Here is a 25,744-nt window from a genome sequence, read left to right as displayed (position 1 = left end):
CCGCGGCGCCGCCCTGGCCGCCTGAATTAAGCCTGAAGTATCCGTCAGACCACGGCTCCGGCGTTCGGGTCGTCCCCCGATTCGCCGTCGCGCTTGGTCGGGCCGCCCTTGACGAGGTCTTCGCGCTTGATGCCGAGCCACATGGCGATGGCCGCCGCCACGAAGCACGAAGAGTAGATGCCGAAGCAGATGCCGATGGTCAGCGCCAGGGCGAAGTAGTGCAGGGTCGGCCCGCCGAAGAAGAACATCGACAGCACCACGAGCTGGGTGGAGCCGTGGGTGATGATGGTCCGGCTGATGGTCGAGGTGATCGCGTTGTCGATGATCTCGGTGGTCGTCATCTTCCGGTAGCGGCGGAAGTTCTCGCGGATCCGGTCGAAGATCACCACCGATTCGTTCACCGAGTAGCCCAGCACCGCCAGCACCGCCGCCAGCACCGCCAGCGAGAACTCCCACTGGAAGAAGGCGAAGAAGCCCAGGATGATCACCACGTCGTGCAGGTTGGCCAGCACGGTAGCCAGCGCAAACTTCCATTCGAAGCGAAACGCCAGGTAGATCATGATGCCCACGACCACCATGCCCAGGGCCTTGAGGCCGTTGGTGGTCAGCTCTTCGCCGACCTGCGGGCCGACGACCTCGATGCCGCGCTGCGTGGCCGACGGGTCGACCGACTTCAGCGCCTGCATGACCTGCGCGCTCTGCTGGTCGGAGCTCATGCCCTTCTGGGCCGGCAGGCGGATCTGCACGTCGCGCGAGGTGCCGTAGTTCTGGACCTGCACCTCCGGGTAGCCGAGCTTGGTGACGGCATCGCGCACCTTGCCGATGTCGGCGGACTGCTCGTAGGCGACCTCGATCACCGTGCCGCCCGTGAACTCCACCGACAGGTGCAGCCCGCGGTGGAACAGGAAGAACACCGCCAGCGCGAAGGTGACGACGGAGACGATGTTCAGCACCACCGCGTGGCGCATGAACGGGATGGTCCTGTGGATGCGGAAGAATTCCATGACGCTTGTCCTCGCCCTTTACTTGGTTGCCACGGCCGAGCCGTCGGTTGCGGGGCGCCAGACCGTGCCGATGGACACCGTCTTGAGCTTCTTCTTCTGGCCGTACCAGAAGTTCACGAGGCCGCGCGAGAAGAACACGGCGGAGAACATCGAGGTGACGATGCCGATGCAGTGCACCACCGCGAAGCCGCGCACCGGGCCCGAGCCGAAGGCCAGCAGCGCGATACCCGCGATCAGGGTGGTCACGTTGGAGTCCAGGATGGTGCCCCAGGCGCGTTCGTAGCCGGCATGGATGGCCGCCTGCGGCGACGCCCCGTTGCGCAGCTCTTCGCGCACGCGTTCGTTGATCAGCACGTTGGAGTCGATCGCCACGCCGATGGCCAGGGCCATGGCCGCGATGCCGGGCAGCGTGAGCGTGGCCTGCAGCAGCGAGAGGATGGCCACCAGCAGCATCAGGTTGACGGCCAGCGCGATCGAGGAGAACAGGCCGAACAGTGCGTAGTACGCGCACATGAAGACCATGATCGCCAGGAAGCCGTACATCACGCTCTTGAAGCCCTTCTCGATGTTGTCGGCGCCCAGCGTCGGGCCGATGGTGCGTTCCTGGATGATTTCCATGGGCGCGGCCAGCGAGCCGGCGCGCAGCAGCAGCGCGAGGTCGTTGGCCTCGACCACGGTCATGGAGCCCGAGACCTGGAAGCGGTTGCCGAGTTCGCCGTTGATCGACGGGGCGGTGAGCACTTCGCCCTTGCCCTTCTCGAAGATCAGCATGGCCATGCGCTTCTTGTAGTTCTCGCGGCTGACGTCGCGCATGATGCGGCCGCCCTTGGCGTCCATGGTCAGGTCGACCTTGGGCTGGTTGCTCTGCTGGTCGAAGCCGGGCTGCGCGTCGGTGAGGTTCTCGCCGGTGACGAGCACCTGCTTCTTCACGATCACGGGCCGGCCCTGGCGGTCGAGGAATTTCTCGGAGCCGAAGGGCACGGGGCCGCCGCTCAGCTCGGCGGCGCGGCCCTCGGCGCTTTCGTCGACCATGCGCATTTCGAGCGTGGCGGTGCGGCCCAGGATTTCCTTGGCCTTGGCGGTGTCCTGCACGCCGGGCAGCTGCACGACGATGCGGTCCAGGCCCTGCTGCTGGATCACGGGCTCGGCCACGCCGAGTTCGTTGATCCGGTTGTGCAGCGTGGTGATGTTCTGCTTGAGCGCGGCGTCCTGCATGCGGCGCGCGGCCTCGGGCTTGATGGTGGCCACGAGGCGCCAGTTGCCGCCGTCCTGGCTGTCGGTGGTGGCGAGGTCGGGGAACTGGTCCTGGATGATGCGCTTGGCCGCGTCGAGCGAGGCCGCGTCGCGGAACGTCACCTCGACGGTCTGGCCGTTGCGGCTCACCGCGGTGCCGCGGATGCTCTTGTCGCGGAAGGTGGTGCGCAGGTCGCTGGCGAAGGACTCGGCCTTCTTGTCGATGGCGCCCTTCATGTCCACCTGCAGCAGGAAGTCGACGCCGCCGCGCAGGTCGAGGCCCAGGTACATGGGGAAGGCGTGCAGCGCGGTCAGCCACTTGGGCGAGCGCGACACCAGGTTGAGCGCCACCGTGTACGGCGGGTCGTTCGCGTCGGGCACCAGCGCGCGCTGCACGGCGTCGCGCGCCTTGAGCTGGTCGTCGGTGGTGGCGAAGCGGGCGCGCAGCGAGGTGGCGTCCAGGGTGATCAGGTCGGGCGTCAGGCCAGCGGCCTTGAGCGCCTCCTCGACCCGGGTCTGGGTGGAGGCATCGACCTTGACGACCGTCTTGGCCGCCGACACCTGCACCGCAGGCGCCTCACCGAAGAAATTGGGCAGGGCGTAGATGAGCCCCACGAGCAACACGATCACGATGATCGTGTACTTCCAGACCGGGTAGCGGTTCATGAGCGGGCGCTTTTCTCAAGCTTTTCAGAAATGGAACACCGCGTGACTTGGGGCCCTGCGCCGCAAAGCGCAAGGTTCAGCTCACGCTTTTATTGCTTGACGGCGCCCTTGGGCAGGACCTGCACCACGGCGCTGCGCTGGATCTTGATCTCGACGCCGTTGGCGATCTCCAGGCCCAGGTACTGGTCGCTCAGCGAGGTGATCTTGCCGAGCACGCCGCCGGCGGTGGCGACTTCATCGCCCTTGGCCAGCGCCTCGATCATTGCGCGGGCTTCTTTCTGGCGCTTCATTTGCGGGCGGATCATGACGAAATACAGCACCACGAACATCAGCACCAGGGGCAGCATGCTGCCGAGCGAGGACAACATGTCACCGCCGCCGGCTGCAGCGGGCGCGGTCTGGGCGAAAGCAGAGGAAATGAACAAGAGAGTCTCCAGCAGAGGGAAGAGAAAACGAGAGGAAGGCGGGCCGGTCCCGACTCTTCTCATGGCTTCGCGGCCACGAACGGAATTGGGGCCGCAAGTCAAAGCTCGGCGGGGCTTGGCCGCGCACAGCACCGGGCATTGTATTCGGCGCGGATGGCCGTTCCACGGGCTTATCCGGCGCGGCGGGGAGGGCTTTCCGGCCATCCGTTCCGCTTACCGAATGCTATCTTTTCAATAGCAAAAAGCGCCCGTCGGGCGCTCTTTGCGGTGGGATTCCGTCGAGAAATCAGGCAGCCGCGCGCTGCGCCTGCGGGTTGCGCCACTTGGCCAGCAGCTCGTTCCAGCGGGTGCGGGCGGCCGCGAGATTGCGCTCCTTGACGTGGCCGTAGCCGCGGATCTGCTCGGGCAGGCCGGCAATTTCGAGCGCCAGCGCATGGTTGTCGGCCCGCAGCGCGCCGAGCACTTCCTCGATGCTGGCGCGGTACTCGCCGATCAGCGCGCGCTCGGTCTTGCGCTCCTCGGTGCGCCCGAAGATGTCGAGCGCCGTGCCGCGCACGCCCTTGAGCTTCGCGAGCAGCCTGAAGCCGGCCAGCATCCAGGGGCCGAACTTCTGCTTCTGCAGCTGGCCCTTGCTGTTCTTCTTTGCGATGAGCGGCGGCGCCAGGTGGTAGTTGAGCTTGTAGTCGCCCTCGAACATGCCTTCGACGCGGTCGAGGAACGTGCGGTCGGTGTGCAGGCGGGCGACTTCGTATTCGTCCTTGTACGCCATCAGCTTGAACAGGTAGCGCGCGACCGTCTCGGTCAGCGCGGTGCTCTTGCCGACGGCCGCCTCGGCCCGCTGCACCTTGCCCACGAACTGCTTGTATTCGTCGGCGTAGGCGGCGTTCTGGTAGCCGGTCAGGAACTCCACGCGGCGCGCCACCAGGCTCTCGACCGATTCGCGCTTCTTGAACTCGATGACCTGGCCGGGGCGCACGCGCTTTTGCAGCTCTTCGGGCCGCACCGCCGCCTGGCGGCCCCACTCGAAGGCCGTCTTGTTGTTCTCGACGGCCACGGCGTTCAGCTCGATGGCGCGCATCAGCGACTCGTGCTCGAGCGGGATCCAGCCCTTCTGCCAGGCGTAGCCCAGGATCATCGGGTTGACGTAGATGCTGTCGCCCATCAGCGTGGTGGCGGCTGCATCGGCGTCGAAGGTGCCCATGGCGTCGATGCCCACGGCGCGCGCGATCTCGGCGGCGCAGGCGTCTTCCGGGTTCTGCCAGTTGGCGTTGCGCACGAAGGCGGCGGTGGGCGAGCTGTGGCTGTTGAGCGCCACGTGCGTGCGCCCTTCGCGCATGCGCGCCATGGTTTCGCCGTTGACCGTGACCAGCGGATCGCAGGCCAGGATCAGGTCGGCCGCCGCGGTGCCGACGCGCGTGGTGCGGATGTCGTCCTGCGTGTCGCCGATCAGCACGTGGCTCCAGGTGGCGCCGCCCTTTTGCGCAAGGCCGGCCGCGTCCTGCGTGACGATGCCCTTGGCCTCGATGTGCGCGGCCATGCCCAGCAGCTGGCCGATGGTGATGACGCCGGTACCGCCGACGCCCGCCACCACCACGCCCCAGACCTTGCCGCCGACCAGCGACGGGATCGCGGGCTCGGGCAGCAGGCCGAACTCGGCCGGCGTGGCCGCCTTGTTCTTGCCCTTCTTCTTGAGCTGGCCGCCTTCGACCGTCACGAAGCTCGGGCAGAAGCCCTTCAGGCAGCTCATGTCCTTGTTGCAGCTGCTCTGGTTGATGGTGCGCTTGCGGCCGAATTCGGTTTCCAGCGGCTCCACGCTCAGGCAGTTGCTCTGCACGCTGCAGTCGCCGCAGCCCTCGCACACCAGCTCGTTGATGACCACGCGCTTGGCCGGATCGACGGCCGTGCCCCGCTTGCGGCGGCGGCGCTTCTCGGTGGCGCAGGTCTGGTCGTAGATGATGGCCGTGGTGCCGGGGATCTTGCGGAACTCGCGCTGCACGTCGTCGAGCAGGTCGCGGTGCTTGACCTGCACGTGGTCGCCGGGGATGTTCACGCCCTCGTACTTCTCGGGCTCGTCGGTCACGATCACGACCTTGACCGCGCCTTCGGCATGCAGGCTCTCGGCGATCTGCAGCACCGAGTGGCCTTCGGGCCGCTCGCCGACCTGCTGGCCGCCGGTCATGGCGACCGCGTCGTTGTAGAGGATCTTGTAGGTGATGTTCACGCCCGCCGCGATGCTCTGGCGGATGGCGAGCAGGCCGCTGTGGAAGTAGGTGCCGTCGCCCAGGTTCGCGAAGATGTGCTGGTCGGTGGTGAAGGGCTGCTGGCCCACCCACGGCACGCCCTCGCCGCCCATCTGCGTGAAGCCGATGGTGGAGCGGTCCATCCAGGTCGCCATGAAGTGGCAGCCGATGCCGCCCATGGCGCGCGAGCCTTCGGGCACCACGGTGCTGGTGTTGTGCGGGCAGCCCGAGCAGAACCAGGGCTGGCGGGTGGCGTCGACCACGCTGGTGGAAGCCTGCTGCACCACCATCGAGCGCTCCTTGGCCTCGAGGATGGCGAGCTGGGCGTCGATGCGCGCGGCCATGTCGGCGCCGGCGGCGGCCAGCAGGCCGGTCTTGCGCAGCCGCCCGGCGATGGCCTTGGCGATCATGGCGGGGTTCAGGTCGGCGTTGGCGCGCAGCAGGGTGTGCGCGGTCGGGTTGGGCATCGACCATTCGCCGCCCGAGTAGCCCTCCGCCGCGTGCACCTCGCCCTCGTCGAACTTGCCGACCACGTTGGGCCGCACGTCGGAGCGCCAGTTGTAGAGCTCTTCCTTGAGCTGGTATTCGATGACCTGGCGCTTTTCCTCGACCACCAGGATCTCCTGCAGGCCGGTGGCGAACTCGCGCGTGAGCTGCGCTTCCAGCGGCCACACCACACCCACCTTGTGCAGGCGGATGCCCAGCTGGCGGCAGGCCGCGTCGTCCAGGCCCAGGTCGATCAGCGCCTGGCGGGTGTCGTTGAAGGCCTTGCCGCTGGCCATGATGCCGAAGCGGTCGTTCGGGCCTTGAATGACGTTGTGGTTCAGCCGGTTGGCGCGGATGTACGCCAGCGCGGCGTACCACTTGTAGTGCATGAGCCGGGCTTCCTGATCCAGCGCATGGTCGGGCCAGCGGATGTGCAGGCCGCCGGGCGGCATTTCGAAGTCGGTGGGAATGACGATCTCGACGCGCTCGGGGTCGATCATGGCCGTGGCGCTCGACTCGACGATCTCCTGGATCGTCTTCATGCCCGACCACACGCCCGAGAAGCGGCTCAGCGCGAAGGCGTGGATGCCCAGGTCGAGGATTTCCTGCACGTTCGCGGGAAAGAACACCGGCGTGCCGCAGGCCTTGAAGATGTGGTCGCTCTGGTGCGCGGCCGTGCTGCTCTTGGAGATGTGGTCGTCGCCCGCCACCGCGATCACGCCGCCGAACTCGGTGGTGCCGGCCATGTTGGCGTGCTTGAAGACGTCGGAGCAGCGGTCCACGCCCGGGCCCTTGCCGTACCAGATGCCGAAGACGCCGTCGAACTTGTTGGTGCCCTGCGGAGAGAAGCCCAGTTGCTGGGTGCCCCATAGCGCGGTGGCGGCCAGCTCTTCGTTCACGCCGGGCTGGAAGACGATGTTCTGTTCCTTCAGGAACTTGCTGGCCTTCCACAGGGCCTGGTCGTAGCCGCCGAGCGGGGAGCCGCGGTAGCCGCTGATGAAGCCGGCGCTGTTCTTGCCGGCCTGCTGGTCGCGCAGGCGCTGCAGCATGGGCAGCTTGACGAGGGCCTGGACGCCGCTCATGAAGGCCCGGCCGTAGTCGAGCGAGTATTTGTCGTCGAGCGTGACCGTTTCCAGGGCCTTGCGAATGTGCGCGGGCAGCGGTGCATTCATTTTTTCTGTCTCCGTATGGCAGGGCCTTGTGGGCCTGGCTGATTACTGTGGGTCTTCGCCCGGGTAGGGCACGAGCCCATGATCATGCAAAGTGTATGCCGGGGTCCGCGACAGGTGTTTGCGTTCTTTGCACTGAAAAACCCTGTTCCAGAAAGAATCTTGCTTAAGATTCGACTCCATGGAAAGCATTGACAAGTTCGACCTCGCAATCCTGCAAGAACTTCAGGCCGACGGACGCCTCACCAACGCCGAGCTTGCGCAGCGCGTGGGCCTCTCGGCCGCGCCCTGCTGGCGCCGGGTGCGGGCGCTCGAGGAAGCCGGCTTCATCAAGGGCTACCACGCCGAGATCGACCGCCACAAGATAGGGCTGGGCGTGCTCGCTTTCGTGCGCGTGGACACCGAGCGCGTCACGCACGAGGCCACCCGCAAGCTGGAAGACGCCATCCGCAAGCTGCCCGACGTGGTCGCCTGCCACTACATCAGCGGCACCGGCACCTTCGAGCTGCAGGTGGTGGCGCAGGACCTGGACAGCTTCTCGGCCTTCGCGCGCCAGCACCTGATGAACCTGCCGAACGTGAAAGACCTGCACACCAGCTTCTCGCTGGGCGAGGTGAAGGCCAGCAGCGCGCTGCCGCTGGGGCACCTGGCCGCCCGGGGCAAGTAGCCGCGCGGCGGTGTGCGAGCATGCGCCGATCACAACGAAGAGGAAGGGCTGCTCCATGAATCCCGACACCGGCCGCCGGGCACTGTCCTGGCTGCATGAAATGCGCTTGCTGACCGACGCCGAACACACGGCCGCCGCCAGCGACCCCGAGCTCGGCGTGGTCACGCTGCGCACGCCCGCCGAAGCCCTGGCCTGGGTGGTGGCGCGCAAGATCGTCTCGACCGCGCAGCTGGCCGACCTGCCCGCCCGCGCGGCCGCCGGCCGCGCAAACGAAGCGCAGGCGATCGTGTCGGAAGCGACCGGCCTGGTGAGCAGCGAGCTGCCGCTGCCGCCGTGGGCGCAGTTCCAGCTGCGCCTGCGGGAGCGGCGCATGCAGGACGGCGTGAGCGCCGACGCGCTCGACCGGTTGCTCGCCCTCGGGCTCGTCGACGCGGTGCAGCATGCGCACAGCCTCGCGATGCTGCCCACGCACCAGGCAGCCTGGGCCGCGCCCGATTCGCTGCCCGCGACGCTCGCCTGGACAGTGCTCGGATCGGGCGCCCTGAGCGACGACGACCTGGCGGCGCTGGCCGGGCGCGCGGGACACGCCGACATCGTCGCCGACGCGGCGGCCCGCGTCGCACAGGCCAGAAAGCCTTCGCGCACGGCGACGTCGTTCGTCACGTCGACTTCGAGCTCGGCGTCTTCCTCGACCTCTTCCACCTCGGCGTATTTCTCCAAGACCACGATTTCCGTCAACACCTCGCCCGGCCTCGTTCCCGCCCGCTGGAAGATGATCGGCGCCGTCGTGGCGGCCCTGGTGGTGCTGTACGTCCTGTTCGGGCGCTGATCGCGCCGCGGCGCGGCCCGGCGGCCGCCTAAAATCGTCGCCCACCATATCCCGCCAACCGCGGAAACGAGGACCCTCAATGAACCCCATCCGCCGCGCCCTGGCCCTCGGCCTTGCCGCCGCCACGCTCGCCTTCGGCGCCCAGGCGCAGAACCGCGAACTGATCGTGGCCTCCAGCGCCACCTACGCACCCTTCGCCTTCGAGAACAAGGACAAGCAGATCGTCGGCTTCGACATCGACATCATCAATGCCATCGCCAAGCAGCAGGGCCTGAAGATCAAGGTCGTCAACACGCCCTTCACCGGCATCTTCGGCGCGCTGAACAACGGCGACGTCGACCTCGTGATCTCGGGCGTGACCATCAACGAGAAGCGCAAGCAGAGCTACGACTTCACGCCGCCCTACTTCGCGGCCCGCCAGCTGATCGCACTGCCGAAGAACAGCAAGGTGGCCTCGCTGAAGGACCTGGCCGGCAAGAAGATCGCCGTGGTCAGCGCCTCCACCGCCGACGACATCGCCTCGCGCGAGTTCGGCAAGACCAACCCCGACATCCGCCGCTTCGAGAGCACGCCGCTCATCATTTCCGAGCTGGCCGGCGGCGGCGTCGATGCGGCCATGGGCGACAACGGCGTCATCGCCTATCGCGTGGCGCAGAACCCCGAGCTGAAGACCATCGACGACAAGTCCTTCCCCGAGGAAGGCTTCGGCATCGTCGTGAAGAAGGGCGACAAGGCCCTGCTCGACAAGCTCACCGCCGGCCTGGCCGCGATTCGCGCCGACGGCAGCTACGTGACCATCTACAAGAAGTGGTTCAACAAGGACCCGAACGTGCGCTGAGCCGCACGGCATTTCATTGAATACGGCCGCCTTCCAGCGGCCGTTTCGCTTTTCGTTGATTGAGAGTTTGAGGAGCTAGGGATGGAACAACCGATCCTGCTTTTTGGATGGTTCCGATGGGACATCCTGGTCGAATACAAGGACCTGTTCTGGCAGGGCGCCTGGATGACGCTGCGCATGACCGTGGTCTGCGTGCTGCTGGGCTCCAGCTGGGGCCTGTGCCTCGCGCTCGCGCGGCTGGCGCAGCCGCGCCACGCGCCCTGGACCTGGGTCGCGCGCTTCTTCCTGCGCTGGCCCGCCACGGTGTACGTGAGCTTCTTTCGCGGCACGCCGCTGTTCGTGCAGATCCTGCTGATCCACTTCGCGGTGATGCCGGTGTTCATCCACCCGACCAGCGGCCTGCTGATCGACGGCGAACTGGCGCGCACGCTCAAGCAGGAGCACGGCGCGCTCATCTCGGGCGTGGTGGCGCTCACGCTCAACTCGGCGGCCTACATCTCCGAGGTGTTCCGCGCCGGCATCCAGTCGATCTCGCGCGGGCAGTTCGACGCCGGCCGCTCGCTCGGCTTCTCGCCCGCGCAGGTGATGCGCTACGTGGTGCTGCCGCAGGCCTTCCGCCGCATGCTGCCGCCCCTGGGCAACAACGCGATCGCGCTGCTGAAAGACACCTCGCTGGTGTCCGCCATCGGCCTGGCCGAGCTGGCCTACGCGGCCCGCACCGTGGCCGGCGCCTATGCGCGCTACTGGGAGCCGTACCTGGCGATCTCGGTGATCTACTGGGTGATGACGCTGGTGCTCACGACGATGCTGCGCCGCCTGGAAATCCGTCTCGCCCGCAGCGATCGGGGCTGAGACGGGAAAGGGGCGCGCCACAATAACGGCACATGCCACCCATATCCCCCGAAGAGACACCGATCCCGCCCAAGCGGCCGCAGCCCTCGAAGCTCGCGGCCCTCGAGCCCCTGAAGCTCCCCGTGTTCCGCATGCTGTGGAGCACCTGGCTCATCGCCAACATCTGCATGTGGATGAACGATGTGGCCGCGGCGTGGATGATGACCTCGCTCACCTCCTCGCCCATCTGGGTGGCGCTGGTGCAGTCGGCCTCCACGCTGCCGGTGTTCCTGCTGGGCCTGCCGAGCGGCGCGCTGGCCGACATCCTCGACCGCAGGCGCTGGCTGGTGGCCACGCAGTTCTGGCTGGCCGGCACCGCCATCGTGCTGTGCGCGGCACTGGCGCTCGACGTGATGACGGCGCCGCTGCTGCTGGCGCTCACCTTCGCCAACGGCATCGGGCTGGCGCTGCGCTGGCCGGTGTTCGCGGCCATCGTGCCCGAGCTGGTGCCGCGGCCGCAGCTGCCGGCCGCGCTGGGGCTCAACGGCATTGCCATGAACGCATCGCGCATCGTCGGCCCGCTCACCGCCGGCGTGCTGATCGCGAGCGCCGGCACCGTGTGGGTGTTCGCGCTCAACGCGGTGCTCTCGGTGGCCTCGGGCTTCGTGGTGCTGCGCTGGCGGCGCGCGCACACGCCCAATCCGCTGGGCCGCGAGAAGCTCATCGGCGCGATGCGCGTGGGCGTGCAGTTCGTGCGGCAGTCCCAGCGCATGCGCGCGGTGCTGGTGCGCGTGTCGATCTTCTTCTTCCACTCCACCGCCCTGCTGGCCCTGCTGCCGCTGCTGGCGCGCAACCTGAAGGGCGGCGGCGCCGGCACCTTCACGCTGCTGCTGGCGGCCATGGGTTCGGGCGCGATCATCGCTGTGCTGTTCCTGCCGCGGCTGCGCCAGGCGCTGGGACGCGACCAGCTGGTGCTGCGCGGCACGCTGCTGCAGTCGGGCGCCACGGCGGTGATGGCCGTCGCGCCCAATGCCTGGGTGGCGGTGCCGGCGATGTTCTTCGGCGGCATGGCGTGGATCACGGTGGCCAATTCGCTCTCGGTGTCGGCCCAGCTCGCGCTGCCCGACTGGGTGCGCGCGCGCGGCATGTCGATGTACCAGATGGCGATCATGGGTGCGAGCGCGATCGGCGCGGCCATCTGGGGCCAGGTGGCCACGGTCACGACGCTGCAGCTGAGCCTGGTCATCGGCGCCATCAGCGGCACGCTGGTGATGCTGCTGGCCCTGCGCTGGGTGACCGACGTGAGCGACGAGGACGACACCAGCCCCGCCGCGGCCGGCTGGGCCGCCGGCCCGCCGGCCGAGGCACCGCAGGAAGAAGGCCGGGTGGTGATCACGGTCGAATACATCATCGACCCCGCCCGCGCCGCCGCCTTCCACCTCGTGATGCAGCAGACGCGCCGCGCGCGCCTGAGCCAGGGCGCCATCGGCTGGGAGCTGCTGCACGACATCGTGCAGCCCGAGCGCTACGTGGAGCAGATCGTCGACGACTCGTGGACCGACCACCTGCGCCGCTTCAACCGCGCCACCGCGAGCGACATGGCGCTGCGGGAACGCAGGCTCGCCTTCCACATCGGCGAGGCGGCGCCGGTCATCACGCGCTACGTGGTGCGGCGCTGACGCACCGGTTCGGGGCGCCCGGCGGGTCAATTTTTGACCAAACGGGTGAATTTGATGGCATGGCGCTTGCATGCGAAAAATCGCCGGGTATCCACGGATAGCCAGTCTTTTTTGACCATATGGATAATTTAAGCCACCGCCAACTCCGGCGTCACGAGGTACAGCCCCGATGAATACACCTCCCCTGCGCAGCCGTTTCTGGTCCGACCTGACCAGCGAAGAGTTCTCCCGCCTCGACCGTGAACGGCTCATCGCGGTGCTGCCGGTCGGCGCCACCGAACAGCACGGCCCCCACCTGCCGATGTCGACCGACACCGCGACCATCGACGGCATGGTGCGCGCCACGCTGCCCCACCTGCCCGACGACCTGCCGGTGCTCTTCCTGCCCACCGTGCCCTACGGCAAGAGCAACGAGCACTCGCGCTACCCGGGCACGCTCACCGTGTCGGCGGCCACCCTGATCGCGATGTGGAAAGACATCGGCGCCTGCGTTGCGAAAGCCGGCGTGCGCAAGCTGGTGCTCTACAACAGCCACGGCGGGCAGATGAGCGTCATGGACATCGTGGCGCGCGACCTGCGCGAGGAGCACGACATGATGGTCGTGGCCGCCAACTGGTACACGCTGGGCCTGCCCGATGGCCTGTTCACCGCGCACGAGGGCAGGCACGGCATCCATGCCGGCGACCTCGAAAGCTCGGTGATGCTGCACCTGACGCCCGACTACGTGCGCCGCGACCAGTTCCAGAACTTCAGCTCCATGACCGAGCAACTGGCCGCCGAGAACAAGTTCCTCTCGATCACGCCCAGCGGCAAGCTCGGCTGGCAGATGCACGACATCAACCCCGCGGGCGCCGCCGGCGACGCCACGCGCGCCACGGCCGAGAAGGGCGCGGCGGTGCTCGACCATGTGGGCCGCCGCTTCGTCGAGCTGCTGCACGAAGTCGACCGCTTCCCGCTCTCCCGCCTGGCCAACGTGCCGGCCTGGCGCTAGGCTCGCACGCCATGGACAGCACCCGGACCCCTCCCCTGGTCAGCCTGCGCAACGTAGGCAAGCGCTTCGCCAACGGCACGCTCGCATTGCAGGGCATGTCGCTCGACATCGGCGAGCACGACTTCATCAGCTTCCTCGGCCCCTCGGGCTGCGGCAAGAGCACCGCGCTGCGGCTGATCGCGGGGCTCACGCGCCTGAGCTCGGGCGAGATGGCCTGGTCGGGTGCCAACACCGGCTCGGCCAAGGACAGCAAGAGCGACCGCGACCTGGGCTTCGTGTTCCAGGAGCCCACGCTCATGCCCTGGGCCAAGGTGTTCGACAACGTCTGGCTGCCGCTCAAGCTGGCCGGCACCAGCCGCGACGCCGCCGCGCCGGTGGTGCAGCAGGTGCTGGAACTGGTGGGCCTCTCGCGCTTCGCCGACGTGTATCCGCGCGAGCTGTCGGGCGGCATGAAGATGCGCGTGTCGATCGCGCGCGCACTCGTCACGCACCCGCGCCTGCTGCTCATGGACGAGCCCTTTGCCGCGCTCGACGAAATGACGCGCATCAAGCTCAACAACGACCTGCTGGCCATCTGGCGCGAGCACCGCTTCTCCATCGTGTTCGTCACGCACAGCGTGTACGAGTCGGTGTACCTGTCGAACCGCATCGTGGTGATGGCGGCGCGCCCGGGCCGGGTGATCGACGAGATCCGCATCGACGAGCCCTACCCGCGCGGCGAAGAGTTCCGCACCTCGAGCCGCTACAACGCGCATTGCACGGCGGTATCCCAATCCCTGCACGGAGCGCTCCATGGCCTCGACATCGACCATTGAACCCGCCATGCCCATGGACACGACCGACGCCACCCCGTCCGCCGACATGCTGCGCGCCCATGAAGACCGGCTGCGCCGCCGCGAGTCGCTGCTGCGCATCGTCGTGCCCGCGGGCATCGTCATCGCGCTGCTGCTGATCTGGGAATGGACGGTGCGCGCCAACAACATCCCGCACTACATCCTGCCCGCGCCCTCGCTCATTCTTCGCACGCTGTTCGACAACTGGGATTCGCTCTCCAGCGCGCTGTGGTTCACGGTGAAGCTCACGCTGCTCGCGCTCACGGCGGCCATCGTCGGCGGCGTGCTGCTGGCGATTGCGTTCGCGCTGTTCAAGTGGGTGGAGATCGGCCTCTTCCCCATCGCGGTGATCCTGCAGGTGACGCCGATCATCGCGATCGCGCCGCTGATCCTCATCTACGTGTCGAGCACCACGGCGGCGCTGCTGCTGTGCGCCTGGATCGTGGCCTTCTTCCCGATCCTGTCGAACACCGTCATCGGCTTGAAGAGCGCCGACAGCAACCTGCGCGACCTGTTCCAGCTCTACAAGGCATCGCCCTGGCAGACCTTCCGCTACCTGCTCGCGCCCAGCGCGCTGCCGTACTTCATGGCGGGCCTGAAGATCGCGGGCGGCCTGAGCCTGATCGGCGCGGTGGTGGCCGAGTTCACGGCCGGCACGGCCGGCAAGGAAACGGGCTTGGCGTCGCGCATTCTCGAATCGAGCTTCCGCACCGAGATCCCGATGATGTTCGCGGCGCTGCTGCTGGTGTCGTTGCTGGGCATCGTGATCTTCATCGTGTTCGCCGCGCTCTCCCGCCTGGTATTGGGCCACTGGCACGAAAGCGAGATGCGCCGTGAAAGGTAGTTTGCTCGCCCCCAGGCTGCGCGCACTTCGTGTCGCTTCGCCAACCCCCTACCGGGGGCAACACCTGCGGCCCGGCCAAGCCGGTTCCGCGGTGCTCCCTTGCAAAGAGTTCCCCCGGACAGAGCCTCGATGAGTTCCGAACACCCTTCCCCGACAAACGTTGACTGGGACGCCGTACGCGCCGACCTGCGCGGCCTCAACGTCGTCACCGCGCCGGCCCAGCGCAAGCAGCTGTCGAAAGACTTCTACTGGTACAGCCCCATCCTCAGCGCGCAGCTCGCGGGCTGCGTGGCCGACCTCGTGGTCAAGGTCAGCACGGAAGACGACGTGCGCCAGGCCGCGGCCGTGGCCGCGAAGTGGAAGCTGCCGCTCACGGTGCGCGCCGGCGGTACCGGCAACTATGGCCAGTGCGTACCGCTCGAAGGCGGCATCGTGCTCGACGTGACGCAGATGTGCCGCGTGCTCGACATCGGCGAAGGCCGCATGCGCGTGGAAGCCGGTGCGCGCATGCACGACATCGACCTCACCGCGCGCGAGACCGGCCAGGCGCTGCGCATGTGGCCGTCGACCTGGCACGTGGCTTCCATCGGCGGCTTCATCGCGGGCGGCTTCGGCGGCATCGGCTCGTTCCGCCACGGCATCCTGCGCGACCCCGGCAACCTGCTGCGCGCGCGCGTGATGACGGTGGAGCGCGAGCCGCGCGTCATCGAGCTGCACGGCGACGAGATCCAGCAGGTGCACCACGCCTACGGCACCAACGGCGTGATCCTCGACGTGGAAGTGGCGCTCAGCCCCGCCGTCGAATGGGTGCACTGCACGGTGCTGTTCGACACCTACCGCGGCGCGCTCGACTTCGGCATCGCGGCGCAGGCGCCAACGCTCGACATCTTCCTGCTGTCCACGGTGGAGGCACGCTTCTCGCCCTACTACACGGCCATGCGCGACCGCTTTCCGCCAGACCGGCATGCGGTGTTCACCATGGTCTCGCCCGATTCGATGGCGGACTTCCGCGCGCTCGCCGAAGCGCACGGCGGCACCATCTCGGTGGCCGGCACCGAGGCCGAGTTGCTGGCCGACGGCCTGCCGCCGGCCTACGAATGCGCGTTCAACCACACGACGCTGCAGGCACTGAAGGCCGACCGTGGCTGGACCTATCTGCAGGTGGCTTACGCCCAGCCCTTCGACCCCGCAGTGGTTGAGCGCCATCTGCAGATCTTCGGGGACGACGTGCTGCAGCACCAGGACTTCGCCCGCGCCAACGGCGAATGCGGCACCTTCGGCATCCTGCTGGTGCGCTGGAAGGGCGAGGCCCACCAGTACGAGCTGATCCGCGAGATCGAGTCGCAGGGCGGCTGCAAGATCTTCAACCCGCACGTCGTGACCATCGAGGACGGCGGCATGAAGACCATCGACACGCAGCAGATCGAGTTCAAGAAGCGCAGCGATCCGATGGGGTTGATGAACCCGGGCAAGACGCGCGGCTGGACTGCCGACATGGCTGTCGAGCGCTGAAATGAAATCTCCTCTTCCTTTTCGCCGTGATCGTTGGACAGAGCAGTCGTTGATCGGCCGCGCACCAGCAGCGTGCCCCGTGCACAGGGCGTCGGGTGCTCCCCGCAGCGAAATAAAGGAGGAGGCCGCAGGCCGGGGGACATTCGCGGAGGGGAGTACCCGACGCCCTGTGCACGCACCCCAACCACACTCACCTCTATCAGTTCCATCCATCTCACAGTGGACCGCTGACATGAAAATACCCCGTCGCATTCAACCCAGGAGTCCACTGCCATGCGCGTTCCCGCTCTGACAATCCGTCCGCTTGCCCTCGGCCTCGCCCTCGCTGCCGCCGCCTTCGCCGTGCAGGCGCAGGAAAAAGTGGTGTTCGCCACCAACTGGAAAGCGCAGGCCGGCCACGGCGGCTTCTACCAGGCGCTGGTGGACGGCACCTACAAGAAGTACGGCCTCGACGTCGAGATCCAGCAGGGTGGCCCGATGGTCAACAACCGGCCGATGCTGCCGGCCGGCAAGGTCGACTTCCTCATGACCGGCAACCTGCTGCAGTCCTTCGACAACGTGAAGAACGGCGTGCCCACCGTGGTCGTCGCGGCCTTCTTCCAGAAAGACCCGCAGGCCATGTTCGCCCACCCGGGACAGGGCTTCGACACCTTCAAGGACATGACCAAGGCGCCCGTGGCCTTCATCGGCAAGGACGGCCAGTTCAGCTTCTGGCAGTGGATGAAGTCGGAGTACGGCTTCAAGGACTCGCAGCTCAAGCCCTACACCTTCAACGTCGGCCCGTTCCTGGCGGACAAGAAGTCCATCCAGCAGGGTTATGCCATTTCGGAACCCCTGTCGATCAAGGCGCAGGCCGGCTTCGACCCCGTGGTGCAGCTGCTGGCCGACAACGGCTTCTCGACCTACGCGACCACCATCGAAACCCGCGCCGACCTCATCAAGAACAAGCCCGAGACGGTGCGCAAGTTCGTCGAGGCCTCGATCATCGGCTGGAACAACTACCTCTACGGCGACAACAAGGCCGCCAACGAGCTCATCGCCAAGACCAACCCCGACTCGCCCATCGCCGCGCTGCAGGGCTCCATCGAGCTGATGAAGAAGATGGGCATCGTCGACAGCGGCGAGTCGCTCACCAAGGGCATCGGCGCCATGGACGAAGCCCGCGTGAAGGACTTCTACGACAAGATGGTCAAGGCTGGCCTGTACAAGCCCGGCGAGGTCGACCTGTCGAAGGTCGTGACCACGCAGTTCGTGAACAAGGGCGTCGGCGTCGACGTCCGCAAGAAGCTCACCGGCAAGTAAGCACGCCGGTTTTTTCCCGTGGGTCGCGCGGGGCTTGCGCCGGGGTCAGATGCCGGCGCCTGGGTTGCCATAAGGCACTGCGCGGCCTTTTGTTCCTTGGGCTCTGACCCCGTCTCGCCGAACAGGCGAACCGGCCCTCAAATGAAAACGCTCGTCGTCCACTGCCATCCGAACCCTGACAGCTTCAATCACGCGCTCTACCGCACCGCCCTCGAGGCGCTCGAGCCCCGGCACTCCGTCAAGGCCATCGACCTGTACGCCGAGGGCTTCGACCCGACGCTGACACGCGAGGAGCGCATGGCCTACCTGGACAACCCCGAACTGATCCGCGAACGCGTGAAACCCCACGTCGATGCGCTGCTGTGGGCCGAGCACCTGGTGTTCGTCTACCCCACCTGGTTCCACGGGCCGCCGTCGATGCTCAAGGGCTGGCTGGAGCGGGTGTGGCTGCCGGGCGTGGCCTTCCTGCCGGCCGAGCGCAAGGGGCAGCTCGTGAAGTCGGGCATGCGGCACATCCAGCGGCTGACGGTGGTGACCACGGGCGGCTCGCCGCGCTGGTTCGTGATGGCGATCGGCGATCCGGGCCGGCGGCTGTTCACGCGCGCGCTGCGGGCGCTGTTCGCATGGCGCTGCAAGGTGACGTGGCTGCAGCTGCACGACATGAACGCCGCGACCGCGCACGACCGCAGCCATTTCATTGCGCGCGTGTCGCGCAAGCTGCAGAGCATCTGAGCCATTTCAAACAGAAAGAATAGGGAGCTCGCACCATGAGCCTCGAACGCACGCTCACCGTCCGCGTCGAACGCATCTCGCGGCAGACGCCGGAAATCCTGGCCTTCGAGCTGGCCCATCCGTGGGGCCGGCCGCTGCCGGCCTACGAGGCCGGCGCGCACATCGACGTGCACATGCCCGGCGGCTTCTCGCGCCAGTACTCGCTGGCGCGGGCGCCTTCGGGCAATGCGGCGCCTTACGTGATCGGCGTGAAGCGCGAGCTCGGCAGCCGCGGCGGCTCGGCATCGATGCACGAGCGCGTGCGCGAAGGCGACCTGCTGCCGATCAGCGCCCCGCGCAACACCTTCCCGCTGCGCGAGGAAGCCGCGCATCACCTGCTGCTGGCCGGCGGCATCGGCATGACGCCGCTGCTGGCGATGGCGCAGGCGCTGGCCGCGCGCGGCGCCTCCTTCACGCTGTGCGTGTTCGCGCGCAGCGAGGAGCACCTGGCCTTTGCCGATGCGCTGCACGCGCCCGCGCTGGCGCCGCATCTGCGGCTGCACCTGGACCAGGGCGACGCCTCGCAGCGCATCGACCTGCGCGCGCTGCTGGCCGAGCGTGCGCCGGGCACGCATCTCTATGTGTGCGGGCCGGGCGGCTTCATGCAGGCGGTGCGCGACGCGGCCGCAATGACGGATTGGCCCGAAGACGCCCTGCACGCCGAATACTTCGCCGCCCCCACCGACGCCAACACCGCCACCGGCCTGCCCTTCACGCTCAAGCTCGCGCGGCGCGGCATCAGCGTGCCGGTGGCGGCCGACCAGACCGCCGTCGATGCGCTGCACGAAGTCGGCATCGACATCCCGGTGTCGTGCCAGCAGGGCCTGTGCGGAACCTGCGTGGTCGAGGGCGACGGCGAAGGTGCCGAGCACCGCGACTTCTGCCTGACCGGCAGCGAGCGCCGCCACAAGGTGGCGCTGTGCTGCTCCCGCGCCAGGGGCACGGAGCTGGTGCTTCAGCTGTGAACGCGCGCGCTTCCAACAACACCACCACCAAGCCCCCCGCCGCTGCCGACGAGGGCGACGGCGAGGCCCCCGCCACGCGCGGACGCTCGCGCAAGTACACGCAGGTGCTCGGCCTCATCAACCAGGCCGCCATCGAGGTGTTCGCGAGCGAGGGGCTGGCCGGCGCGTCGACCCAGGCCATCGCCGACAAGGCGGGCCTGTCGAAGGCGCAGCTGCACTACTACATCGAGAGCAAGGAAGCGCTGTACCGGCAGGTGCTGCAGGACATCCTGACCGACTGGATCGTGGTGTTCGGCTTCAGCGACGAAGCCTTCGGCCCGCGCAAGGTGCTGGGCGACCTGATCCACCGCAAGATGGTGTTCTCGTTCGACCATCCGCTGCGCTCGCGCATCTTCACGGCCGAGATGATGCGCGGCGCGCCGGTCATCAACGACATGATGACCACGAGCAAGGCCCGCACCGACCAGGCCGCCGCCGTGATCCAGAACTGGATGAACCAGGGCCTGATGGACAAGGCCGACCCGATGCTGGTGCTGTTCCACATCTGGGCCGTGACGCAGTTCTATGCCGACCATGCCACGCAGGCCGCCTACTTCCGCGATACGGCCCAGCAAGGCGACGAGAAAGACCGGCGCTACCTGATCGAGCAGGTGACCGATTTCCTGTTCAAGGGCGCAGGGGTCAGGTAGCCGCGCGCTGCGGCAGGTACATCGTCGCTTCGACTTCCACCAGCACCTCGTCGCCCGGCAGGAAGCGCGACACCTCGACCACCGTGCTCACCGGCGGCTCGCCCGGATAGAACAGGCCGCGCACGCGGTTGTAGAAGGCGTAGTGCGGCAGGTGGCGGAAGTACTGCACCAGCTTGACCACGTCTTCCATGGTGCCGCCGTGCTCGGCGGCGATCTGGCGGATGCGCTCCAGCACGAACCAGCTCTGCGCCACGATGGGCCCCTCGAAAACGTCCACCGACATCTGGCCGGTGGCGTAGCCCACCCCCTGCAGCGCGGTGCGCGCTTCTTCGGGAATGGCGTCGTAGCCAGCGACGGCGCGACGCGTGGCCGGATCGACCGCGACCACGCCGCTCATGAAGACGAAATCGCCGACGCGCTTGGCGGCGGCGTAGTTGGCCATTGGCTTGCCCATGCTCATTGGGTTTTCTCCAGATTTTTCTCGATGATCCGGCCGGCGCGGATGACGGTGCGTTGCCGTCCGCGCGGGCCGATGAGTTCGTGTTCAGCGGTGGCCGACAGCACCAGCAGGTCCGCCGGGCAGCCCGGTGCGATGCGCCCGTCCCACGCGAGCCCCAGCGCCTTCGCGGGGTTCACGGTGATGGTGTCGAGCCAGTCGGCCGCAGGTGCCAGGTGCGCCACCTGCACTCCGAGGCCGAAGGTCTCCAGCAGGTCATAGCTGCCGTAGGGATAGAAGGCGTCCTGCACGTTGTCGGTCGCCAGGCTCGCACGCAAGCCCCGTGCCGCCGCCTCGCGGATGCGCGTGATGCCGCGCTGCACCGGCGTGCGGTCCCATGCGCCCTGCAGGTAGAGGTTGGTGGTGGGCAGCGCGATGAGATGCAGCCCGGCGCCCGCGCACAGCGCGAGGGTTTCGCCCGCGACCGCATCGTCCTGCACCGACAGCGAGCAGGCATGGCCGCAGGCCACGCCGCCCTTGAAGTCGCGCGCGCGCACCAGTTGCGCGATGCTGCGCAGGCCGCCGGCTTCGGCGTCGAGCCCTTCGTCCACGTGGAAGTCGAGCGCCAGCCCGTGCTGCTGCGCCAGGTCGAACACGCGCCCCAGCTTGTGCACGATGCCGTCGTTGCGGTAGACGAAGGCGCCCAGCACGCCGCCCGCGCGCTTCACCTCGCGCGCGATGCGCTCGCCGGCCGCGAGGTCGGCGAACAGGTCGAGCGGCGTGAGCGAAACGAACTGCAGCTCGACGCGGCCGCGCCATTCCTCGCGCAAGGCTTCGAACACCGGTATCGCGGCCGGCGGCTCGGCATGCACCCAGTCGAGGTGCGTGCGCAGCGCGCGGGTGCCGCACTGCCATGCGTCGAGCAGCGCGCGCTCCATGCGCAGGCGCAGCGACTCGCCGGTCCAGCTGTCGCGGTGCCGGTTCATGCGGTCGATGGCCGCGAACAGGTTGCCCTGCGCGGCGCCCACGTCCTGCACGGTGTAGTTCTTGTCGATGTGCGCATGGGCCTCGACCAGCGCGCTCAGCAGCGTGCCGCGCGCGTGCTTCTGATCGGCGCTCGGCGTGATCGATTCGACCTTGCCGGCAGCCAGCACGATGTCGAACAGCTCCGCGTCGCCGGCACCGAAGCCCCGCAGCGGCGCCGGAATGCGCAACGCCTCGAGCTTCATGCGCGCTGCCGCCAGGCGCGCAGCCAGCCCAGGCCGGCCGACGTACCGCCGGGTTCGGCGCCGCGGGCGGGCCGGTACTCGCAGCCGACCCAGCCCTGCCAGCCGCACTGCGCCGACACCTCGTCGATCACGTCGAACAGGTAGGGGTAGTTCTGCTCGCCGATGTCGGGCTCGTGGCGCTCGGGCACGCCCGCGATCTGCAGGTGGCCGACGCGGCCGGTGGGCAGGTATTTGTGGATCTTCATCGCCACGTCGCCTTCGACGATCTGGCAGTGGTACAGGTCCATCTGCACCTTGAGGTTGGGCGCGCCGACGGCTTCGACGATCTCGTGCGCATGGTCTTGCCGGTTGAGGAAGAAGCGCGGAATGTCGCGCGTGTTGATCGGCTCGATCAGCACGTCGCGCTCGGCCTTGGCGGCTTCGGCGGCGGCCCAGCGCAGGTTGTCGAGGTACACGGCCTGCACGGCATCGCGCTCCAGGCCTTCGGGCACGAGGCCGGCCATGACGTGGATGCGCGGGCAGTCGAGCGCCACGGCGTAGTCGACGGCCCGGGCGATGCCTTCGCGGAACTCGGCGTCGCGCCCCGGCAGGCAGGCGAGGCCGCGGTCGCCGCCGTCCCAGTCGCCGGGCGGGCCATTGAAGAGCACCTGCTTCAGGCCGTTGGCCTGCAGGCGGGCCATGATCTCTTGCTGCGGGAAGGCATAGGGGAAGAGGTATTCGACGCCCTGGAAGCCGTCTTTCGCGGCGGCGTCGAAGCGGTCGAGGAAGTCGAGCTCCGGGTAGAGCATCGAGAGGTTGGCGGCGAATTGGGGCATGGGGTGTTTTTACTACCAGCGCGCGCCGAAGGTGCGGCGCAGTTCATCGATCTGTGCGGCATCCAGCGGCTCTGGGCTGGCAGCCTGGGTGAGCATCCGGAGCCGGGCGGTTTCCTCGAGTTCCTCGAGCACGGACATGGCGGCGGCGGGGGTGTCGTGCCAGACGTTGGGGCCCAGGCGCGAGAGCATCACGGCGCGGATCGGGGTGCCGGCGGCGCCCATGCGTTCGATGGCCTGAGCGACTTGTTCGGCCGCCTCGGCTGCACCGGGGCGGTGGTACGGAATGACCGGCACGTGGCCGACTTTCATCACGAAGTAGGGCGTGAGCGCGGGGAGCAGTTCGTCGCCCGTTGGGTTCAATGTGAGCGCGACGCAGTGGGTGCTGTGGGTATGAATGACGCAGGCGGTGTGTGCGTCGAACTTGCGCGCGGCGGCGTAGATGCGGGTGTGCAGCGCGATGGTCTTGCTGGCGCGGTCGCCGCTCGTCTGCCGGCCTTGCGCGTCGAGCCTTGCAAGGCGTGCGGGGTCGAGGAAGCCGAGGCAGGCGTCGGTCGGCGTGATGAGGAAGCCGTCGTCCAGCCGCACGCTGATGTTGCCTGCGGTGGCATGCACGTAGCCTCTGTCGAACAGGCTGCGGCCTGTGCGGCAGATTTCTTCTCTGGCTTGGGTTTCGGTCATTTCTTTTTTCTGTTCAGTTCCGTTGTTCGGGGGCTTGCACAGGCCACCGGGTACTCCCCTCCGCGAATGTCCCCCGGCCTGCGGCCTCCTCCTTTATTTCGCTGCGGGGAGCACCCGGCGCCCTGTGCAGTGGACACGCTGCTGGTGCTCGGCCGATCGACCGGCGCTCTGTCCAACGATCACGGCGATGGGGTGCCTTGCGCAGCGAAATAAAGGAGGAGCCCGAAGGGCGGGGGACATTCGCGGAGCAAGGTACCCCGTCGGCGTGAGCGAGCCCTGAATCACGAACGTCATCCAAGCACCGCAAACGCCTTGGTAAAAAAATCATCGCTGCCGAAGTTGCCCGACTTGAGCGCGATATGCAAGCCGCCTCCAGGCGCAGCGTCGGAACGCGCATGGCACCACGGCACGCCGGGGTCGATCTGCGGGCCGATCTGCATCTGCGAGATGCCCAGCGCCTGCACGCATGCGCCGGAGGTTTCGCCACCGGCCACCACCAACTGGCGCACACCGCGCTCGACCAGGCCACGCGCGATGGCGGCGATGGTGCGCTCGACCATCGCGCCGGCCTCCTCCACGCCGAGCTTGCCCTGCACCGACTTCACGGCGCCGGCATCGGCTGTGGAATAGACGAGCACCGGGCCCTTGTCGATCAATGGCGCAGCCCATGCCAGCGCTTCTGCCGCGACGTCGACGCCCTGCGCAATGCGCAGCGGGTCGACGGCCATGGCCGCGCCGCCGCGCTGGATGAAGTCTTGCACCTGCCGGTTGGTGGCGAGGGAGCAGCTGCCCGAGACCACCGCCGTCTTGCCGCCGGCCTTCGGCAATGCGCTGGCCTGCGAGGAGGGCGCGAGGCCGAAGTTGGCCGGCAGGCCGATGGCGACGCCGGAGCCTGCGGTGACGAGCGGCATCTTCGCGAGCGCGGGGCCCATGCGCACCAGGTCGTCGTTCGACACCGCATCGACGATGGCGATCGAGACTCCTTCGGCCTTCAGCTGCGCGATGCGTTCGCCGATGGCCGCCGCGCCGCGCGCCACCACGGCGTAGTCGATCAGCCCCACCCTGCGCGTGCACTGCGCCTGCAGCACGCGCACCAGGTTCGGGTCGGTCATCGGCGTGAGCGGATGGTTCTGCATGCCGCTTTCGTTGAGCAGCACGTCGCCTGCGAACAGGTAGCCCTTGAACACGGTGCGCTTGTTGTCGGGGAAGGCGGGGGTGGCGATGGCGAAGTCGCAGTTCAGCGCATCCATCAACGCTTCCGTGACGGGGCCGATGTTGCCCTGCGGCGTGCTGTCGAAGGTGGAGCAGTACTTGAAGTAGATCTGCTGCGCGCCCTGTGCCTGCAACCAGCGCAGCGCATCCAGCGATTGCGCGATGGCCTCGGCCGGCGCGATGGTGCGCGACTTGAGCGCGACCACCACGGCATCGACATCCGCGTCGAGCGGCGGCCGTTCGGCCCCCGCGCTCGGCGCTTCGGGCACGCCGATGGCCTGCACCACGCGCATGCCGGCGCGCACCAGGTTGTTGGCGAGGTCGGTGGCGCCGGTGAAGTCGTCGGCGATGCAGCCGAGCACGAGCTTGGCCATGGCTCAGTCCTTCAGCGGCAGCTTCACGGCCTGCGCGTTCTCTCGCACGTAGTCGCGCAGGATGGCGTCGAAGCTGGCGTCGGCCTTCAGGCCCAGCGCCTCGGCGCGCGTTGCCTGGATGCGGCTGGGCCAGCTGGTGACGATCTTCGCGACGGCGGCATCGGGCGCCCAGTCGATCAGGCCGGTGGCTTCCTTGCCCGCGATGCGTTCGAGCGCCTGCGCCATGTCGCGCACGGTGGTGGTGAGCGCGGGCAGGTTGACGGCCGTGCGTGCGCCCCACTCGGCGGCGCTGGCCGTGGCCGCGCGGATGATGCCGGCGACGGTGTTGCCGGGAGAGGCCAGCGCGACCGGCGTGTCGGGCGGTACGGGGCAGCGCGCGCGCTCGCCGGCCAGCGGCTCGCGCAGCATGCCGCTGAGGAAGCTGGAGGCCGCGCCGTTGGGCTTGCCCGGGCGCACCGACACCGTCATGAGCCGCGCGTTGCGGCCCTGCACAAAGCCCTTGCGCGTGAAGTCGGCCACCAGTTGCTCGCCGATGAACTTCTGGATGCCGTAGCTGTTCTGCGGCGTCGGCAGCGTGGTGTCTTCGATCACCGCCGGCAGGCGCTGCTCGGGCGAATCGCCGAACACCGCGACCGAGCTGGAGAACACGAACACCGGCGCATGGCCGGCGCGGCGCGCGGCTTCGAGCAGGCCGCGCGTGGCGTCGAGGTTGCTGCGCATGCCGAGGTCGAAGTCGGCTTCGCACTCGCCGCTGACTGCCGCGGCGAGGTGGAACACGAGCTGCGTCTCGGCCATGGGCAGCGCGCCGCTCGCGAGCTGTTCGAGCAGGTCGCCCTGCACGAACAGCACGCGCGCATCGCCGGCCAGGTCGGCGGGCGGCGGCACGCGGTCGGCCAGGGTGATGCGCGACACGGGCTGCGCGGCGGCGCCGGCCAGCGCGAGATGGCCGCCGGCGAGCAGCGTGCGGGCGAGGCGGGCGCCGAGAAAGCCGCAGCCGCCGGTGATGAGGATGTTCATGTGTGTGTG

Annotated in this window: 23 protein-coding genes; 13 read left to right on the top strand and 10 right to left on the bottom strand. The window is 68.0% G+C overall.

Annotated elements, in window-relative coordinates:
* Positions 1–44: 44 nt before the first annotated feature.
* The 4 genes from secF to QRN67_RS24560 all read right to left on the bottom strand — a co-directional run bounded on the left by secF (position 45) and on the right by QRN67_RS24560 (position 7,226).
* On the bottom strand, positions 45–1,004 hold the full coding sequence (gene secF, locus QRN67_RS24575) for a protein translocase subunit SecF (protein WP_081268785.1): 960 nt from the start codon (positions 1,002–1,004) through the stop codon (positions 45–47).
* 18 nt (positions 1,005–1,022) lie between these two features.
* A complete protein-coding gene (secD, locus tag QRN67_RS24570) occupies positions 1,023–2,903 on the bottom strand; it encodes a protein translocase subunit SecD (RefSeq protein WP_081268784.1) in 1,881 nt (626 codons plus the stop codon).
* An 89-nt stretch (positions 2,904–2,992) separates the two neighbouring features.
* Positions 2,993–3,328: a preprotein translocase subunit YajC gene (yajC, locus tag QRN67_RS24565; RefSeq protein WP_081268783.1), complete on the bottom strand. Its 336-nt coding sequence runs from the start codon at positions 3,326–3,328 to the stop codon at positions 2,993–2,995.
* A gap of 286 nt (positions 3,329–3,614) precedes the next feature.
* Entirely contained in the window at positions 3,615–7,226 is a 3,612-nt protein-coding gene (locus tag QRN67_RS24560) for an indolepyruvate ferredoxin oxidoreductase family protein (RefSeq protein ID WP_285413964.1), read from the bottom strand.
* A gap of 178 nt (positions 7,227–7,404) precedes the next feature.
* Between QRN67_RS24560 and QRN67_RS24555 the strand changes: the two genes are divergently transcribed.
* From QRN67_RS24555 to QRN67_RS24495, 13 genes are all read left to right on the top strand, one after another.
* On the top strand, positions 7,405–7,890 hold the full coding sequence (locus tag QRN67_RS24555; RefSeq protein WP_081268781.1) for an Lrp/AsnC family transcriptional regulator: 486 nt from the start codon (positions 7,405–7,407) through the stop codon (positions 7,888–7,890).
* A 55-nt stretch (positions 7,891–7,945) separates the two neighbouring features.
* Positions 7,946–8,719, top strand: coding sequence for a hypothetical protein (locus QRN67_RS24550; RefSeq protein ID WP_285413963.1), 774 nt, complete (start codon positions 7,946–7,948; stop codon positions 8,717–8,719).
* A gap of 79 nt (positions 8,720–8,798) precedes the next feature.
* A complete protein-coding gene (locus tag QRN67_RS24545) occupies positions 8,799–9,557 on the top strand; it encodes a basic amino acid ABC transporter substrate-binding protein (protein ID WP_081268779.1) in 759 nt (252 codons plus the stop codon).
* Between the two features lie 81 nt (positions 9,558–9,638).
* Positions 9,639–10,409, top strand: coding sequence for an amino acid ABC transporter permease (locus QRN67_RS24540; protein ID WP_285413962.1), 771 nt, complete (start codon positions 9,639–9,641; stop codon positions 10,407–10,409).
* Between the two features lie 32 nt (positions 10,410–10,441).
* Positions 10,442–12,067 carry an MFS transporter gene (locus QRN67_RS24535; RefSeq protein WP_285413960.1) on the top strand — a complete coding sequence of 542 codons (1,626 nt, stop codon included), beginning with the start codon at positions 10,442–10,444 and terminating at the stop codon, positions 12,065–12,067.
* A 169-nt stretch (positions 12,068–12,236) separates the two neighbouring features.
* Positions 12,237–13,058: a creatininase family protein gene (locus QRN67_RS24530; protein WP_106936424.1), complete on the top strand. Its 822-nt coding sequence runs from the start codon at positions 12,237–12,239 to the stop codon at positions 13,056–13,058.
* Between the two features lie 11 nt (positions 13,059–13,069).
* Positions 13,070–13,873 carry an ABC transporter ATP-binding protein gene (locus tag QRN67_RS24525; RefSeq protein WP_081268775.1) on the top strand — a complete coding sequence of 268 codons (804 nt, stop codon included), beginning with the start codon at positions 13,070–13,072 and terminating at the stop codon, positions 13,871–13,873.
* Positions 13,851–14,735 carry an ABC transporter permease gene (locus QRN67_RS24520; RefSeq protein ID WP_285413957.1) on the top strand — a complete coding sequence of 295 codons (885 nt, stop codon included), beginning with the start codon at positions 13,851–13,853 and terminating at the stop codon, positions 14,733–14,735. The genes QRN67_RS24525 and QRN67_RS24520 overlap by 23 nt, the downstream gene beginning before the upstream one ends.
* A 129-nt stretch (positions 14,736–14,864) precedes the next feature.
* On the top strand, positions 14,865–16,247 hold the full coding sequence (locus QRN67_RS24515) for an FAD-binding oxidoreductase (RefSeq protein ID WP_285413956.1): 1,383 nt from the start codon (positions 14,865–14,867) through the stop codon (positions 16,245–16,247).
* 273 nt (positions 16,248–16,520) lie between these two features.
* Positions 16,521–17,549 carry an ABC transporter substrate-binding protein gene (locus tag QRN67_RS24510; RefSeq protein WP_081268772.1) on the top strand — a complete coding sequence of 343 codons (1,029 nt, stop codon included), beginning with the start codon at positions 16,521–16,523 and terminating at the stop codon, positions 17,547–17,549.
* 141 nt (positions 17,550–17,690) lie between these two features.
* Positions 17,691–18,281, top strand: coding sequence for an NAD(P)H-dependent oxidoreductase (locus tag QRN67_RS24505; protein WP_285413955.1), 591 nt, complete (start codon positions 17,691–17,693; stop codon positions 18,279–18,281).
* A gap of 35 nt (positions 18,282–18,316) precedes the next feature.
* A complete protein-coding gene (locus tag QRN67_RS24500) occupies positions 18,317–19,285 on the top strand; it encodes a PDR/VanB family oxidoreductase (protein ID WP_106936419.1) in 969 nt (322 codons plus the stop codon).
* Positions 19,282–19,974, top strand: coding sequence for a TetR family transcriptional regulator C-terminal domain-containing protein (locus tag QRN67_RS24495; RefSeq protein ID WP_285413953.1), 693 nt, complete (start codon positions 19,282–19,284; stop codon positions 19,972–19,974). The genes QRN67_RS24500 and QRN67_RS24495 overlap by 4 nt, the downstream gene beginning before the upstream one ends.
* Here the strand turns inward: QRN67_RS24495 and QRN67_RS24490 are convergent.
* From QRN67_RS24490 to denD, 6 genes are all read right to left on the bottom strand, one after another.
* The gene (locus QRN67_RS24490) at positions 19,967–20,434 is read right to left on the bottom strand and encodes a RidA family protein (RefSeq protein WP_285413952.1); all 468 of its coding nucleotides are present in this window, start codon (positions 20,432–20,434) and stop codon (positions 19,967–19,969) included. The genes QRN67_RS24495 and QRN67_RS24490 overlap by 8 nt on opposite strands.
* On the bottom strand, positions 20,431–21,639 hold the full coding sequence (locus QRN67_RS24485) for an amidohydrolase family protein (RefSeq protein WP_285413951.1): 1,209 nt from the start codon (positions 21,637–21,639) through the stop codon (positions 20,431–20,433). Before QRN67_RS24485 ends, QRN67_RS24490 begins: the two co-directional genes overlap by 4 nt.
* Positions 21,636–22,454, bottom strand: a complete 819-nt coding sequence (gene otnI / locus QRN67_RS24480; RefSeq protein ID WP_285413950.1) for a 2-oxo-tetronate isomerase — start codon at positions 22,452–22,454, stop codon at positions 21,636–21,638. The genes QRN67_RS24485 and otnI overlap by 4 nt, the downstream gene beginning before the upstream one ends.
* A gap of 12 nt (positions 22,455–22,466) precedes the next feature.
* Complete coding sequence (locus QRN67_RS24475) at positions 22,467–23,132, bottom strand: class II aldolase/adducin family protein (RefSeq protein ID WP_285413949.1); 666 nt, start codon at positions 23,130–23,132, stop codon at positions 22,467–22,469.
* 290 nt (positions 23,133–23,422) lie between these two features.
* Positions 23,423–24,718 carry a 3-oxo-tetronate kinase gene (otnK, locus tag QRN67_RS24470; RefSeq protein ID WP_285413948.1) on the bottom strand — a complete coding sequence of 432 codons (1,296 nt, stop codon included), beginning with the start codon at positions 24,716–24,718 and terminating at the stop codon, positions 23,423–23,425.
* 3 nt (positions 24,719–24,721) lie between these two features.
* Positions 24,722–25,735 (bottom strand): D-erythronate dehydrogenase, encoded by a 1,014-nt coding sequence (gene denD, locus QRN67_RS24465; RefSeq protein WP_285413947.1) that lies wholly within the window; start codon positions 25,733–25,735, stop codon positions 24,722–24,724.
* Positions 25,736–25,744: the final 9 nt, after the last annotated feature.

The organism is Variovorax sp. efr-133-TYG-130, assembly GCF_030208835.1.
Taxonomy (GTDB): domain Bacteria; phylum Pseudomonadota; class Gammaproteobacteria; order Burkholderiales; family Burkholderiaceae_C; genus Variovorax.
This window is presented reverse-complemented; position numbering and strand designations above follow the sequence as displayed.

What these genes read in the sequence shown, in the direction of transcription:
- QRN67_RS24505 (WP_285413955.1), top strand. Translation starts at nt 17,691, where the DNA reads ATGAAAACGCTCGTCGTCCACTGCCATCCGAACCCTGACAGCTTCAAT.
- QRN67_RS24490 (WP_285413952.1), bottom strand. Translation starts at nt 20,434, where the DNA reads ATGAGCATGGGCAAGCCAATGGCCAACTACGCCGCCGCCAAGCGCGTC.
- QRN67_RS24550 (WP_285413963.1), top strand. Translation starts at nt 7,946, where the DNA reads ATGAATCCCGACACCGGCCGCCGGGCACTGTCCTGGCTGCATGAAATG.
- QRN67_RS24485 (WP_285413951.1), bottom strand. Translation starts at nt 21,639, where the DNA reads ATGAAGCTCGAGGCGTTGCGCATTCCGGCGCCGCTGCGGGGCTTCGGT.
- secF (WP_081268785.1), bottom strand. Translation starts at nt 1,004, where the DNA reads ATGGAATTCTTCCGCATCCACAGGACCATCCCGTTCATGCGCCACGCG.
- otnK (WP_285413948.1), bottom strand. Translation starts at nt 24,718, where the DNA reads ATGGCCAAGCTCGTGCTCGGCTGCATCGCCGACGACTTCACCGGCGCC.
- QRN67_RS24545 (WP_081268779.1), top strand. Translation starts at nt 8,799, where the DNA reads ATGAACCCCATCCGCCGCGCCCTGGCCCTCGGCCTTGCCGCCGCCACG.
- QRN67_RS24555 (WP_081268781.1), top strand. Translation starts at nt 7,405, where the DNA reads ATGGAAAGCATTGACAAGTTCGACCTCGCAATCCTGCAAGAACTTCAG.
- QRN67_RS24510 (WP_081268772.1), top strand. Translation starts at nt 16,521, where the DNA reads ATGCGCGTTCCCGCTCTGACAATCCGTCCGCTTGCCCTCGGCCTCGCC.
- QRN67_RS24475 (WP_285413949.1), bottom strand. Translation starts at nt 23,132, where the DNA reads ATGACCGAAACCCAAGCCAGAGAAGAAATCTGCCGCACAGGCCGCAGC.
- QRN67_RS24525 (WP_081268775.1), top strand. Translation starts at nt 13,070, where the DNA reads ATGGACAGCACCCGGACCCCTCCCCTGGTCAGCCTGCGCAACGTAGGC.
- QRN67_RS24500 (WP_106936419.1), top strand. Translation starts at nt 18,317, where the DNA reads ATGAGCCTCGAACGCACGCTCACCGTCCGCGTCGAACGCATCTCGCGG.
- QRN67_RS24535 (WP_285413960.1), top strand. Translation starts at nt 10,442, where the DNA reads ATGCCACCCATATCCCCCGAAGAGACACCGATCCCGCCCAAGCGGCCG.
- secD (WP_081268784.1), bottom strand. Translation starts at nt 2,903, where the DNA reads ATGAACCGCTACCCGGTCTGGAAGTACACGATCATCGTGATCGTGTTG.
- otnI (WP_285413950.1), bottom strand. Translation starts at nt 22,454, where the DNA reads ATGCCCCAATTCGCCGCCAACCTCTCGATGCTCTACCCGGAGCTCGAC.
- QRN67_RS24520 (WP_285413957.1), top strand. Translation starts at nt 13,851, where the DNA reads ATGGCCTCGACATCGACCATTGAACCCGCCATGCCCATGGACACGACC.
- QRN67_RS24530 (WP_106936424.1), top strand. Translation starts at nt 12,237, where the DNA reads ATGAATACACCTCCCCTGCGCAGCCGTTTCTGGTCCGACCTGACCAGC.
- QRN67_RS24560 (WP_285413964.1), bottom strand. Translation starts at nt 7,226, where the DNA reads ATGAATGCACCGCTGCCCGCGCACATTCGCAAGGCCCTGGAAACGGTC.
- QRN67_RS24540 (WP_285413962.1), top strand. Translation starts at nt 9,639, where the DNA reads ATGGAACAACCGATCCTGCTTTTTGGATGGTTCCGATGGGACATCCTG.
- denD (WP_285413947.1), bottom strand. Translation starts at nt 25,735, where the DNA reads ATGAACATCCTCATCACCGGCGGCTGCGGCTTTCTCGGCGCCCGCCTC.
- QRN67_RS24515 (WP_285413956.1), top strand. Translation starts at nt 14,865, where the DNA reads ATGAGTTCCGAACACCCTTCCCCGACAAACGTTGACTGGGACGCCGTA.